Genomic DNA, 13,085 nt, shown 5'->3' with positions numbered 1-13,085 from the left:
GGGCCGCTTTTTATGCGAAAAGGGCATAATCCTGCAAGTTTTTGTTTGGCTCGTTGCAAAGCCATCCCCTGCGTCTGGCTTTGCAACTGGGCTTGTTCCAGCTCAGTCTTGGGATTCTTGGTGTCCTGATCCTTGGCCTGCTGAACCGTCTCCTGATTCAAGACATCCAGTTGCCGGCGGTGCTGGCGGCCTTGGCCGTAGGTGGTCAGCAGCTGATGGGGTTCACCCGCGCCTGGTTCGGCCATCGCTCTGATCGGATCCCCCCCAGCCGGCTGCGGCGTACGCCTTTCATCGTCATCAGCTCGTTGGCGATTGCTTTGTTGTTCGGTGTGGCCTGTCAGCTGGTGCTGCGGTTGGCCACCAGCATGGAGGCCTCCGGCGGTGAGCTCAATGGGCTGCTGATTGGCCTGCTGATCCTCGTGTTTGTGGCGATTGGCACGGCCATTGCCGCTGGTGGAACAGCGTTTTCGGCCTTGATCGCTGATCGCACCACGGAAGCCGAGCGGCCGAGGGTGCTGTCGGTGGTGTGGGGGATGCGTCTTATGGGGGTGTTGCTGGGAAGTGTTCTGGTGAATCAGGTGTTCGGCAGTGCCTGCGCGGCCGATGCCAGCCGCACTGCTGTTCTGGCTGGACTGCAGCGGTTGTCGTTGGTGACGCCGTTGGTGCTGCTGGGGCTGGGGGTGGCGTCGGTGTTCGGCGTGGAACGCCGCATCACAGGCTTGATGGCGCCTGTGGGGTCGCCCCCCCCCGATGTTCCACAGCGGTTGGCCTTGCCCCAATTGCTCTTGAAACTGCGGTCCATCCCCCAGGCCGGTCGTTTCCTCGGAGTGCTCTGCCTGTTCACCTTCAGCATGTTCCTCAACGATGCGGTGCTTGAGCCCTACGGCGCCGCTGTCTTTGGCATGAGTGTCTGCGCCACCACATCGCTGAATGTATTGATCGCACTGGGCTTCTTCGGTGGCTTGGGGGTCAGTGGTTTCTGGTTGATTGAGCGCGTCGGCAACATCCGCACCGCCCGGGTGGGTGCGGTGCTGGCCGCACTGGCCTTGATGCTGATCTTGTGGGCCGGGGCTGAGCAGTCGATCCCCCTGTTGCGGGCTGCTGTTGCCTTGTTTGGTTTGTCGCTTGGGGTGTGCATGAATGCCTGCCTCACCTTGATGTTCAGTTTTGTGCAACCCGGGCGCACGGGCTTTCTTCTTGGCATCTGGGGTGCGGGCTATGCCTATTCCTGCGGCCTGGCCACCATCAGTGGCGGCGGGCTGCTCACCTTGTTCCGGGCCTGGAATGGCGGGGATCTGTTCGGTGCTTATAGCGGTGTGTTTGCCCTGCAGATGGTCTGTTTCCTGGGAGCTGCATTGATGACGCGCCGTTTGGATGTGGTCGGTTTCCGCAACACGGTGAAAACTCGCTTCAGCGACGTGATCGAGATGGCGGTGGATTGAACGTTGGATGAAGGGCCGGATCCACTAGAACCGGCTTCCTTGAATTGCAGTGAATGGCAGCGCTGCAGATCGTTTGGTTCAAGCGTGATCTGCGCATCGTTGATCACCGGCCCTTGACGGCTGCTGCGGAGCGGGGGCTGGTGCTGCCGTTGTATGTGGTGGAGCCGGACTGGTGGCAACAGCCCGATGCCTCCGAGCGGCAGTGGCTCTTCTGTCGAGAGTCCCTGCTGGAGTTGCGCCAGGCCCTGACGGATTTGGGCCAACCGTTGGTGGTGCGCTCAGGTGAAGTGGTGCAGGTGCTGGAGCGGGCCCGGCGCCAGTTCGGCATCGATGGGCTGTGGAGCCATGAGGAAACCGGTAACGGCTGGTCCTATCAGCGCGACAAACGTGTGGGGGTCTGGGCACGAGCGAACGGCATTCAGTGGAGTGAAATTCCGCAGTTCGGCGTGATGCGCCGGATGCGCAGCCGCAATGGCTGGGCCAAGCGCTGGGAGGCGCAGATGGCGGAGCCGATCACTTCAGCTCCGGCCACGTTGCAACCACTGGAGGGCATTGATCCCGGCGTGATCCCCGAGCGCCCCTGTTCAGACCTGCTTTCGGATCGGTGTCCGCAGCGTCAGCACGGCGGACGGAGCTTTGGCCTGGGGGAGTTGAGCGATTTTCTGCAGCACCGAGCGCCGCGCTATCAACGGGCCATGTCGAGTCCCAACACGGCGTTCACGGGTTGTTCGCGCCTGTCGACGTATCTCACCTGGGGCTGCCTTTCGATGCGGGAGGTGCTGCAGACCAGCCGCAGCCATAGCGGCCGCGGCGTCAGCAGCTTTGAATCACGGCTGCACTGGCACTGCCACTTCATCCAAAAGCTGGAGGATCAACCGGCGATTGAATTCAGCGATTTCCATCCGTTCATGCGGGGCATTCGCGAGGCGGATGCCGAGCGTTTGACGGCCTGGAGGGAAGGCCGCACCGGTGTTCCTTTTGTCGATGCCTGCATGCGCGCTCTGCGGGCCCACGGCTGGATCAATTTCCGCATGCGGGCGATGTTGATGTCGTTTGCCAGCTACAACCTCTGGCTTCCCTGGCGGGACAGTGGCCTGCATCTGGCGCGCCAGTTTGTTGATTACGAACCGGGGATTCACTGGAGCCAGTGCCAGATGCAGTCGGGCAGCACCTCGATCAACACGATTCGGATCTACAACCCGATCAAGCAGGGCGTGGACCACGACCCGCAGGGGCTGTTCATCCGGCAGTGGTGCCCGGAACTGAAGGACGTGCCCACGATTCACATCCATGAGCCCTGGATGCTCGGCGGCGGCAGGCCGTGCCCGATCGTGGATGTGACCGCATCGATGCAGCAGGCCAAAGACCGGATCTGGGAGATTCGCCGCTCAGCCGGTTTTGAGCGCCATGCCGATGCGATTCAGCGTAAGCATGGCTCCCGCAAGGCGGGCTTAAAACCGGTAACCACCCGCCGCCGGCGCAAACCTCAGCAACCCGACAACGGCAGCCAGCAGCTCAGCCTCGGTCTCTAGTTGCGCTGCAGAAGTAGCCGTTTAATCACCCGTTGGGCGATGTCTCCATAGCCCATCTCCCCGGAGAGTATTTGAGCGATCCTTTGTGGTGCTGTCGGCCGCTTGATGCCGAGTTGATAGCCCACTCCTGGAAATCTGTAAAAAACCTGTGAAATGCGCCGGCCCCAAGCCATCGACTCCCCCCAGCGCTCCCGCATGGCGCGGCTGTAGCCCCGCAGATCCTTGCTCTCCCCGTTGAGCCAATGGCTCAGATGCCGTGCTGCTTCGCAGCCACTCATTAACGCCGGGCGCAGGCCTTCCGCCAAAAAGGGGTCGGATAGTGAGGCTGCATCGCCCACCACAACAATGCCGTCGCCATCGAGGCGGTGATGGCCGTTCCACACCCGCAGTTGGCCGCGCTGACGAATGCCAGCATCGGCAGCGAAGCCCAGATCCGGCAGCAACTGAGCCAGCACCTGCTCTGGGTCAGCGTCCTGCCTGCCGATGAAGCTGCCCACGCCAATGTTCACGCCACCGGCAATTGGGAATGCCCAGGCAAAGCCCTGCTTCACCAGGCCGAATTCAAAGCGGGTGGTTCCATCGGCCAGGTTGCCTTGCCCCTCCAGCCGTACAGACATGGTGCTGGCCATCTGGGGTTGTTTGGCACCAAGACTGAGTCGTTGGGGCCAGGGCGAGCCAGAACCATCGGCGATCACCACGGCCCGAGCGTTCCAACGGCGACCATTGGTTGCCGTTACGTGCCAGACGTCTTCATGACGACGGATGTCATTGACCTCAACGCCTGTAAGGCGTTCGGCTCCAGCCTTAATCGCCTGATCCGCGAGTAGTTGATCCAGCGTTTCCCGGCGCACGATCCAGAACGGCGCATCCCCCGGCAGCTCAGCCACCACCGGATCTTTCAGGCACCAACTGAAGTCAACGCGGCGGATCACCTGTTCCACCGCGGGTTCCAGGGAAAACGGGAACCACTCCTGCACCGAAGCAGCCATACCACCACCGCAGGGTTTGATCCTTGGCTCGTCGTCGCGCTCCAGCACCAGCACGTCATGACCAGCTGCCGCTAGATGGGCCGCTGCGGCACCACCGGCTGCACCGGACCCGATGATCAGAACATCGCGGGTCCGATCCACTCCGTTGCTCACACCTTGAGGATGTCGGCTTCCTTGGTGGCCAGGTGCTTCTCAAGTTCGCTGATGAACTTGTCGAGCGTTTTCTGAACGCTGTCCTGCTCATCGCGGCTCTGGTCTTCAGAGAAGTCTCCATCCTTCTCCTGCTTCTTGATCTTGTCGATCGCGTCGCGCCGCAGATTGCGCAGGGCCACCTTGCCTTCCTCGGCGTACTTGGACGCCAGCTTGCAGAACTCCTTGCGGCGCTCCTCTGTGAGGGGCGGCACGTTGATCCGGATGATTTTGCCGTCGTTGTTGGGAGTGAAGCCAAGTTCACTCATGGCGATTGCCTTCTCGATCGAGGCGAGGGCGCTGATGTCGAACGGTTGGATCTGGATCGTTTGTGAATCCGGTGTCGACAGGGTGGCAAGCGATTTCAGCGGAGTTTCGGCGCCGTAATACTCCACGCTGATTCGATCCAGAAGCGAGGAATTGGCCCTGCCGGTGCGGATGGTGTTGAAGTTGCGCTGGGTGGCCTCCAACGACTTGCGCATGCTGGCTTCGAGGTCCTGGGTCGACATGGTTGCTGGGGGTGGAGGCGTGCGTGCTGGGGGGTGTGTTGTTAGGCGGGGGCGCCGATGCGGGACCCGATCGGTTCCCCGGCCACGGCTCTGCCGATGTTGCCAGGTTCGAACAGGTTGAAAACAACAATCGGGATGTTGTTGTCTTTGCAGAGGGCGATGGCTGTGCTGTCCATTACGCCAAGTTCACCGCTAAGCACATCCTGATAGTTGAGGTGCTCGTGTTTAACGGCATCGGCATGTTTGGCAGGATCTTTGTCGTAGACCCCATCCACTTTGGTGGCTTTGAACACCACATCGGCGTTGATCTCAGCAGCCCTGAGGGCGGCTGTGGTGTCGGTGGTGAAGAAAGGATTGCCGCAACCCGCGCCGAACACCACCACCCGGTTTTTTTCTAGGTGCCGGATGGCTTTACGGCGGATGTAGGGCTCCGCCACTTCCTGCATGGCGATGGCGGTCTGCACCCTGGTGGGCACGCCGGCTCTCTCTAGGCCGTCTTGGAGGGTGATGGCATTCATCACCGTGGCCAACATGCCGACATAGTCGGCTGTGGCCCGTTCCATGCCTGCTGCAGAACCCTTGAGCCCGCGGAAAATGTTGCCACCGCCCACGACAATGGCCAACTGAGTGCCATTGGCAACCACCTTGGCGACGTCGGAAGCGATTGACTGAACAATGGCGGGGTCAATTCCGTAGCCCTGAGATCCCATCAGAGCTTCGCCGCTGAGTTTCAGCAGGACGCGTGTGTAGGTCATCAACGGTCCAGATCCTTCTGACAGTAGCAAGCACTGGCACAGTCCTCAGATCGCCGCTTGGATGGGTGAACTGCGGCCGCTTGATGCCAGAGACCGATGCCACCCAGAGCGGTGTGATGGCCCGTCTCACCCTCTCGGCTCTGGAACGAGCCAGCCATGATCCCGACTGCTGGCGGGAACCCGTGGTGCATCGCGCCCTGTTGGTGAGTGGACTCTCCGTGCTCATCGCGGCCACCCGTTGTCTGCAGGACGATCTCGAGGCTGCTGAAGCGGCCTGAGGTGGGCTGAACAGCCCTTCAAAACTCGATGCCCGCCTGGGCCTTCACCCCCTGCTCGCGGAAGGGGTGGTGCACCAGGGTCATCTCGGTCACTAGATCGGCTCGCTCCACTAGTGCTGCCGGTGCTCCACGGCCGGTCACCGCCACGTGGGTGAGCTCCGGTCGTTCGTTCAATCCTGCAATCACGGAGTCGGCCTCGATGTAGCCGAGCTTCAGGGCAACATTGAGCTCATCAAGCAGCACCAGTTTCACGCTGGCATCGCGGAGATAGCCGAGGGCTGTCTGCCAAGCCGCCTCCACCAGCTGTTGATCCCGCTCCCGGTCCTGCGTCTCCCAGGTGAAGCCCTCCCCGAGGGCATGCCAGCTCACCTGTTCGCCGAAGCTTTTCAGCGCCCGCGCCTCGCCGGGCTCCCAGCCCCCCTTGATGAACTGAACAATTGCCACCCGTTCCCCATGGCCCAAGGTGCGCAGCACCAGCCCCAGGCCCGCGGTGGTTTTGCCCTTGCCCTGGCCGGTGAACACCAGCACCAAGCCTTTTTCCTTGTTTCGCTCCTCCACCCGCTGTTTCTGCACCTGTTGCCGCCGTTCCATCCGTTTGCGATAGCCGGCGTCGTCCGCTTCGGGGGCGAGTTTGCCCCCCATGCCCAGTTCCGCGGCGGATTGATCGAGGTCGTGGTTGCTCATGGAAGGGGGGTGTTGATTGGAACTTATCGAGGGCGAGTGGCGGTGATGCGCTGCAGGGCCCGTCCCGCCAGCAGCTCCTGGGTCACTCCGCTGAACCCAAGTTGCTCCAGTTGAGCGGGGAGGTCGTCTTCCAGCATGGCGGTAGCGGTGTCGGTTTCAAACAGGGCGCAAAACAGTTGTTGGGGGAGCTTCAGCCAGGGCCCAGCCGGGTGCAGATCCACCACCACCAACCAGCCGCCGGGTTTCAGCAGCCGCAGGGCACTGCGCAGCACCTGCTCCCGATCGCTGCGGGGAAATTCGTGCAGGGCCACGCTCATCTGGATCGCGTTGAAGCTGCCATCGGCCAGCGGCGGATCTTCGGCCAGCCCCTCCACTCTCCGTAGGCCTGGGTGCCGTTGGGCAGCGAGATCCAGGGCGCGAGGAGAGATATCCAGGCCGGTCACGGCATAGCCTGCCGCCAGCCAAGGAGCTGCTGCTTCGCCGCTGCCGCAGCAGAGATCAAGCACTGCAGCTCCGGGCTTGAGCTGGGCTTGCAAGGCATCAAGCCCTAGACCCCGCAGGCGGTCCACCCCTCCCACACTCAGGGATGACACCGCCGTTACCGCGTCGTAGATCCAGCGGTAGCGGTAGGCCAGTGGCCTTAGAAACGACGTCATCGTCTTAATTCAGTCAGGTGTGTGGTCAGGCCGGTTGACGGGCGAGGGCTGCATCCACCGCCTGCTGCTGGTCACGCCGGGTGATCCAGTGGTGATAGGTGCGGGTGTGGATCGCCACCGAGTGGCCCATCATCCTGGCGGCGACGGTGTCCGGCAGGCCGACATGGATGGTGCGCACGGCCCAGGCATGGCGCAGGTCGTAGGGCGTAATCGGCAGGTCATAGCGGCGGAACTGTTCACTCACACGCCGTCCCACCTGCTGCAGGGTGGTGCGGCGCAGATCGGTCTGGATCGCCGGCAGGGCGGCCGGATTCTCCGCCAGCTCCTGCAGGCCGAAGCGTTCGACCCAGTCGGGGTGGAATGGCCAACTCTGGTGTTCACCGGTTTTGGTGGTCGGCAGCACCCGCAACACCTGATCGCCACCCGGTGCCAGGGAGGAGCAATCGCAGAAGAACACCTCGTGGTTGCGCAGGCCGTAGGTGGCCATCAAGGCATAGGCCAGGCGCCACTGGGGATTGGGAATGCGGCCTGCGGCCTCCAGGATCTGTGGGTCGGTGGGCAGTTGGCGGAAGCGGGCCCGGTGCAGGCCATAGCCGCCGGCCTCTTGGCGCCAGTCCTCCGGTAAGGGCAGCTCCAGATGCCGGGCAAGGGCCGCCAGGGCCGTGGCGCACTGCTGGCGGCTGCGGCTGCCGTCGTCGTAGCTGGTCAACGTCTGCATCAGTAGCGCTGGCTCCAGCTGCTGATTACCGCTCTGATGGGCCAGGCGCCGCAGGTAGGGCAGATAGGCGCTTGTCCAGGTGGTGCGGCTGCTCGCTGGGGAGCGACGTCGACGCGGGTCGGTAAAAAATGCTGTTTCGAAGCTCTTGAGTGCGGCCTGAATTCCAATGGATTGGCTCTTGGCTTTGCTTGACGTTGGGGCCGACCAGAGCGTCCAATCAAAACTGCGCTGCTCCAATTGCAGTTGCACTAGGGCTGCGGTGCTGAGGGCTTGACTCAGCCCGGCTGGATCTGCCGTCAGCCCCAGACTGATCCGTTGCAAGCTGCTGCGGTTCGGATCCCCGCGTAGAGGCAGAGCCCCGCGCAGGTTCAGCCGTCGACCCCGCTGTTCGATGCGCAGTCGTGTCCCCCGTTCCGCCAGCTGCGCATTGGCGGTCTCCAGCGCACTTTTGAGCTCCATAAATGTGTCGTCGACGTCAAGGATCGCGTCGATGGCCGCTACGCTCAACCCCCTAAAACCGTTCTGCTCGGTATGTCTCGCGTCGGTGTCGTCCTGTTGAACTTGGGTGGCCCGGAGCGTATCCAGGATGTTGGGCCTTTCCTCTACAACCTGTTCGCCGATCCTGAGATCATTCGGCTGCCTAGCCCGGCGCTGCAGAAGCCACTGGCCTGGTTGATCAGCACCCTGCGCAGTGGCAAGTCGCAGGAGGCCTATCGCTCCATCGGTGGCGGATCACCGCTGCGCCGGATCACAGAGCAGCAGGCCCGAGAACTTCAGAGCATGTTGCGGCAGCGCGGTATCGATGCCACCAGCTATGTGGCCATGCGCTACTGGCACCCGTTCACGGAATCCGCTGTAGCGGACATCAAGGCTGACGGCATGGATGAGGTGGTGGTGCTCCCCCTCTATCCCCACTTCTCGATCAGCACGAGTGGCTCCAGTTTCCGTGAGCTGCAGCGCCTGCGCCAGGCAGATCCCTCCTTTGAGAAGCTGCCGATTCGCTGCATCCGCAGTTGGTTCGATCACCCGGGCTATGTGAAAGCTATGGCCGAGCTGATCGCTGAAGAAGTCCGCAATAGCGATGATCCCGGCAAAGCCCATGTGTTCTTCAGCGCCCACGGTGTGCCGAAGAGCTACGTGGAAGAGGCTGGCGACCCCTATCAAAAAGAGATCGAAGCCTGCACGGGTTTGATCATGAAGGAACTGTCCGTTCAGATGGGCCACGACAACCCCTTCACCCTGGCCTATCAAAGCCGTGTGGGCCCGGTTGAATGGCTGAAGCCCTACACGGAGGAGGCGCTTGAAGAATTAGGCAAAGCCAAGACCAATGATCTCGTGGTGGTGCCGATCAGCTTCGTCAGCGAACACATCGAGACGCTCGAGGAAATCGATATCGAATACCGGGAGTTGGCCACTGAAGCTGGTGTGGTGAATTTCCGCCGCGTGCGGGCTCTCGATACCTATGTTCCCTTCATCGAAGGGCTGGCTGATCTCGTGGCGACCAGCCTGAAGGGTCCTGAAGTGAGCCTGGATGCGGCGGCGGAACTGCCCACCAAGGTGAAGCTGTATCCCCAGGAGAAGTGGGAATGGGGTTGGAACAACAGTTCAGAAGTCTGGAACGGCCGTCTGGCAATGGTTGGTTTTTCGGCTTTTCTGCTCGAGTTGATCAGTGGTCAAGGGCCGCTTCATGCCCTCGGATTGCTCTGATTGAGCCAGGGGCGCTTCCGGCCCTTAATCTTGAGGGTCATTGACCTGTCGCCCCTGTGACTCTCACCTCCGCGTCCTCGGCCGTCACTGGGCAGCAGGCCGGTAACGGTGGGCAGAGAATGTCCGGGGCCACAGCCCTTATGGATGCACTGCGACGTCACGGCGTCGACACGATCTTCGGCTACCCCGGCGGGGCGATTCTTCCCATTTACGACGCTCTCCATATCGCCGAGAGCGAGGGGTGGGTCAAGCACATCCTGGTGCGACATGAGCAGGCTGGAACCCATGCTGCCGATGCCTATGCCCGCGCCACCGGCAAGGTGGGCGTTTGCTTTGGCACATCCGGTCCCGGTGCCACCAACTTGGTGACTGGCATCGCCACCGCCCAGATGGACTCGGTGCCCATGGTGGTGATCACCGGTCAGGTGCCCCGTCCGGCGATCGGCACCGATGCCTTCCAGGAGACCGACATCTTTGGCATCACCCTGCCGATCGTGAAGCATTCCTGGGTGGTGCGGGATCCAGCCGATCTTGCGTCCATCGTTGCCCAGGCCTTTCTGATCGCAGCGAGTGGTCGTCCGGGTCCGGTCCTGATCGACGTCCCGAAGGATGTCGGTCAGGAGATGTTCGACTATGTGCCCGTTGAGCCTGGGTCGATTGTTCCCCAGGGCTTTCGCAAGCCGCAGCCACCGCGGGATGAGCCGATCCTGTCAGCTCTTGAGCTGATCATGGAGGCGGAGCGCCCCCTGCTGTACGTGGGGGGTGGTGCGATCTCTGCTGGTGCTCACGACAGCCTTCGCGTCATCGCAGAGCGCTTCCAGATCCCCGTAACCAGCACCTTGATGGGCAAGGGTGTCTTCGATGAGAACGACTCCTTATCCGTAGGGATGCTCGGAATGCACGGTACGGCCTACGCCAATTTCGCCGTCACCGAATGCGATCTTCTGATTGCCGTCGGCGCCCGCTTTGATGATCGGGTCACCGGCAAGCTCGATACCTTTGCCCCTCGGGCCCAGGTGATCCACTTTGAGATTGATCCGGCTGAGATTGGCAAGACCCGTCGTCCTGAGGTGGCGGTGCTGGGTGATCTGGGCCTGAGCGTGGCGCGGTTGGTGGAGCTGAGCCTGCAACAGCAGGTGCAACCACGCACCGCTCCCTGGCTTGCGCGCATTGCCGAGTGGAAACAGACCTATCCACTCACCGTTCCTCCTGCGGAGGGTCCCCTGTATCCCCAGGAGGTGCTGCTGGCTGTTCGCGACCTGGCTCCAAATGCCATCGTCACCACGGATGTGGGGCAGCATCAGATGTGGGCCGCCCAGTACCTACGCAATGGTCCCCGCGGCTGGATCAGCAGTGCTGGTCTCGGCACCATGGGTTTCGGCATGCCGGCCGCGATGGGCGCCCAGGTGGCTTGCCCCGATCGTCAAGTGGTGTGCATTGCCGGTGACGCCAGCATCCTGATGAACATTCAGGAGCTGGGAACACTGGCGGCCTACAGCCTCCCGGTGAAGGTGGTGATCGTCAACAACCATTGGCAGGGCATGGTGCGCCAATGGCAGGAGAGTTTCTACGACGAGCGCTATTCAGCTTCCGACATGCTCAATGGCATGCCGGACTTCGTTGCTCTCGCCCGCTCTTTCGGTGTGGACGGTGTGCACATCCGCGAGCGGGAGACCTTGCGCGTTGACCTGGAGGCCGCTTTGAAGGCCCCCGGCCCGATGCTGATTGATATCCATGTGCGCCGCGGTGAGAACTGTTATCCGATGGTTCCCCCCGGCAAAAGCAATGCTGAAATGGTGGGCCTCCCGGCCCCTATGCCGGTTCTCAATGCCACGACCCCTTGATTCGACTTGTCTTAACCGGATTGCTGCTGCTGCTTTGGGCAGTTCCGGTTCAGGCCGCTGAGGTGCTTCAGGTGCGCAGCAGCTCCCTGCTTCAGGTCGGCGATCACAACCGCACCTACACCGTTTCCCTGGCCTGCACATCCGTTGATCTGAGCCACGAAGCCGAAGCGACCGCCTGGTTGCGTAAAGAACTGCCGCGCCGGCGCAGGGTCAATCTCCGACCGGTCGGTTCCAGCGAGGGTCAGCTCATGGCTCGGGTGACGCCAATCGGTGCCGAGCGTGACCTCAGCAGTGGCTTGATTGCCGCAGGTTTGGCTGTCAACAGCTGTGGGGTCGATGGCTGATAACAGAGTCGCCCGAGGCATTGTGCTGGTGCCTTGCCTTCTGTTGGGCGGTGCTTTTCTGGCAACGGCCGTGTGGGGTCAGGGAGCCGCCGCCGAAAATCGCCCCCTGGCCATCGGACTCGGCGTTGGCTTGCTATTGGCCGGTTGGTTGTCCCAGTTGGGAGGCGGGTCTGAGACCTCTGTGACAAAACCAGACGACTCCGATCCCTCTCCCTAACTTTCGGGAATCGGGTTGCTTCCCTCCGATTCCATGTCGAAGCCTGAGTGGCGATGCTGGCCTTGGCTGTCATGGTCTGTTGTTGCAGCGACGTTGATTGGCTGCCAATCCATGGTCGCCAGTGGCTTCAGTCGCCCACGGCTGGCGGTGCTGCTGCCGATGGGCCATCGCGATGCTGCATTGCGGCAGGACTTCTTGCAGGGCTTTCGTCTCGGCCAGTCTTCGGTGGAGGCCTGTGGTGAGTCTTTCCCCCCGGTGGCCTGGCATGGACTGAACTCCGGCGAGGCGCCTGAGGCGCAGTTGATGCCTTCCAGCGAACTCAAGCTGCTGGTGGCACCCCCATCCGCGGATTTGCGGACCTTTGCTGCTTTGGCGGTTGAGCGGGATCTCACCGTGCTGTTGCCCTTTCAGCGGGGGCAGTCTCTGGACACCTTGCGTGGCCTCGAAGGCCGTGAACGGCTCTGGCCGCTGGTTCCCTCCCAACAGGAGGATCTGAAAGCGATGGTGGCGGCGGCGATGGAGGCCGGCTGGGGACGGGCCATGGTGGTGGAGGCCCCGTCAGCCCTGGAGTCCACAAGCTCCAAGGGTTTTGTCGAACTGTTCCAGGCCGCTGGCGGCATTGTTGAGAGCTACGAAGCCGAGCCGGTTCAGCGGGTGGATCCCAGCAACGACCGGCGTCTGCAACGGTTCAAGGACGACATGGCTTGGTCGTGGGTGCCCACTGTTGTGGTGGCTGATGCCCCCGATGGCCCTCTCTCGCAACAGCTGCGGGCTGAGCAGCAGCAGGGACGCTTCGGTGGTGGGGCACCGCGAACGCCGAACTGGATCTGGCTCACTGAGGCTGAAGGTCTGCAGGATGCTCCCGAGGTTCCTTGGCAACAGCTTGGCCTGCAGCACCCAGCGCGTGGGGACGCCTGGTCTGACTTCCAGGAGAATTTCCAGCAGCACACCGGCACGGCTCCCTCTCTGCTCGCCGGTGCCGGCTTCGATACGGCGAGGCTGTTGGCTCTGGCGGATGCAGCACCGCTGCAGCTGTCCGATGATGGAACCAACGATGCCATGGGTTGGCTCGATCCCGATCAGGAGGCAGTCCCGATTTGCGAGGCCTTCGATCAGCGGCGCCGCGGTGAGCGCCTGCGTCTTCAGGCAGTTGCCAGTGATTCCCGATTTCGTGCCGGCCAGGCTCCGTCAGGTCAGGCCATTGCCGGTCTGATCGAATGA

At 62.2% G+C, this 13,085-nt stretch carries 14 protein-coding genes; 8 read left to right on the top strand and 6 right to left on the bottom strand.

Annotated elements, in window-relative coordinates; genetic code table 11:
- Positions 1 to 53: 53 nt before the first annotated feature.
- On the top strand, positions 54 to 1,442 hold the full coding sequence (locus DXY29_RS06780; protein ID WP_115024333.1) for an MFS transporter: 1,389 nt from the start codon (positions 54 to 56) through the stop codon (positions 1,440 to 1,442).
- A gap of 53 nt (positions 1,443 to 1,495) precedes the next feature.
- Entirely contained in the window at positions 1,496 to 2,974 is a 1,479-nt protein-coding gene (locus DXY29_RS06775) for a deoxyribodipyrimidine photo-lyase (RefSeq protein WP_115023947.1), read from the top strand.
- Here the strand turns inward: DXY29_RS06775 and DXY29_RS06770 are convergent.
- Genes DXY29_RS06770 through pyrH form a run of 3 tightly spaced genes read right to left on the bottom strand, consistent with a single transcriptional unit; the run spans position 2,971 to position 5,416 of the window.
- Entirely contained in the window at positions 2,971 to 4,116 is a 1,146-nt protein-coding gene (locus DXY29_RS06770; RefSeq protein ID WP_115023945.1) for an NAD(P)/FAD-dependent oxidoreductase, read from the bottom strand. The two genes, DXY29_RS06775 and DXY29_RS06770, sit on opposite strands and share 4 nt — an antisense overlap.
- On the bottom strand, positions 4,113 to 4,661 hold the full coding sequence (frr, locus tag DXY29_RS06765; RefSeq protein ID WP_115023943.1) for a ribosome recycling factor: 549 nt from the start codon (positions 4,659 to 4,661) through the stop codon (positions 4,113 to 4,115). Before frr ends, DXY29_RS06770 begins: the two co-directional genes overlap by 4 nt.
- Positions 4,662 to 4,702: 41 nt before the next feature.
- Positions 4,703 to 5,416 (bottom strand): UMP kinase, encoded by a 714-nt coding sequence (gene pyrH, locus DXY29_RS06760; protein ID WP_115023942.1) that lies wholly within the window; start codon positions 5,414 to 5,416, stop codon positions 4,703 to 4,705.
- Between the two features lie 83 nt (positions 5,417 to 5,499).
- Between pyrH and DXY29_RS06755 the strand changes: the two genes are divergently transcribed.
- Complete coding sequence (locus DXY29_RS06755) at positions 5,500 to 5,694, top strand: hypothetical protein (protein WP_115023940.1); 195 nt, start codon at positions 5,500 to 5,502, stop codon at positions 5,692 to 5,694.
- A gap of 18 nt (positions 5,695 to 5,712) precedes the next feature.
- On the opposite strand, the gene cobO is transcribed toward DXY29_RS06755, so the two are convergent.
- The 3 genes from cobO to DXY29_RS06740 are packed head-to-tail and all read right to left on the bottom strand — an operon-like array spanning position 5,713 to position 8,211.
- Positions 5,713 to 6,378, bottom strand: coding sequence for a cob(I)yrinic acid a,c-diamide adenosyltransferase (cobO, locus tag DXY29_RS06750; protein WP_115023938.1), 666 nt, complete (start codon positions 6,376 to 6,378; stop codon positions 5,713 to 5,715).
- Between the two features lie 23 nt (positions 6,379 to 6,401).
- Positions 6,402 to 7,034: a class I SAM-dependent methyltransferase gene (locus tag DXY29_RS06745; RefSeq protein WP_115023937.1), complete on the bottom strand. Its 633-nt coding sequence runs from the start codon at positions 7,032 to 7,034 to the stop codon at positions 6,402 to 6,404.
- A gap of 25 nt (positions 7,035 to 7,059) precedes the next feature.
- Complete coding sequence (locus DXY29_RS06740) at positions 7,060 to 8,211, bottom strand: site-specific integrase (protein WP_115023935.1); 1,152 nt, start codon at positions 8,209 to 8,211, stop codon at positions 7,060 to 7,062.
- A gap of 72 nt (positions 8,212 to 8,283) precedes the next feature.
- On the opposite strand from DXY29_RS06740, the gene hemH reads away from it, so the two are divergent.
- The 5 genes from hemH to DXY29_RS06715 are packed head-to-tail and all read left to right on the top strand — an operon-like array spanning position 8,284 to position 13,085.
- Positions 8,284 to 9,459 carry a ferrochelatase gene (gene hemH, locus DXY29_RS06735; RefSeq protein ID WP_115023934.1) on the top strand — a complete coding sequence of 392 codons (1,176 nt, stop codon included), beginning with the start codon at positions 8,284 to 8,286 and terminating at the stop codon, positions 9,457 to 9,459.
- A gap of 56 nt (positions 9,460 to 9,515) precedes the next feature.
- Positions 9,516 to 11,303 (top strand): biosynthetic-type acetolactate synthase large subunit, encoded by a 1,788-nt coding sequence (ilvB, locus tag DXY29_RS06730; RefSeq protein WP_115023932.1) that lies wholly within the window; start codon positions 9,516 to 9,518, stop codon positions 11,301 to 11,303.
- Entirely contained in the window at positions 11,300 to 11,647 is a 348-nt protein-coding gene (locus tag DXY29_RS06725; RefSeq protein WP_115023931.1) for a nuclease, read from the top strand. Before ilvB ends, DXY29_RS06725 begins: the two co-directional genes overlap by 4 nt.
- Positions 11,640 to 11,864 (top strand): GIVxVP protein, encoded by a 225-nt coding sequence (locus DXY29_RS06720; protein WP_115023929.1) that lies wholly within the window; start codon positions 11,640 to 11,642, stop codon positions 11,862 to 11,864. The genes DXY29_RS06725 and DXY29_RS06720 overlap by 8 nt, the downstream gene beginning before the upstream one ends.
- Positions 11,865 to 11,897: 33 nt before the next feature.
- Positions 11,898 to 13,085, top strand: coding sequence for an amino acid ABC transporter substrate-binding protein (locus DXY29_RS06715; protein WP_244279336.1), 1,188 nt, complete (start codon positions 11,898 to 11,900; stop codon positions 13,083 to 13,085).

The organism is Synechococcus sp. UW69, from assembly GCF_900474185.1.
GTDB lineage: Bacteria > Cyanobacteriota > Cyanobacteriia > PCC-6307 > Cyanobiaceae > Parasynechococcus.
This window is presented reverse-complemented; position numbering and strand designations above follow the sequence as displayed.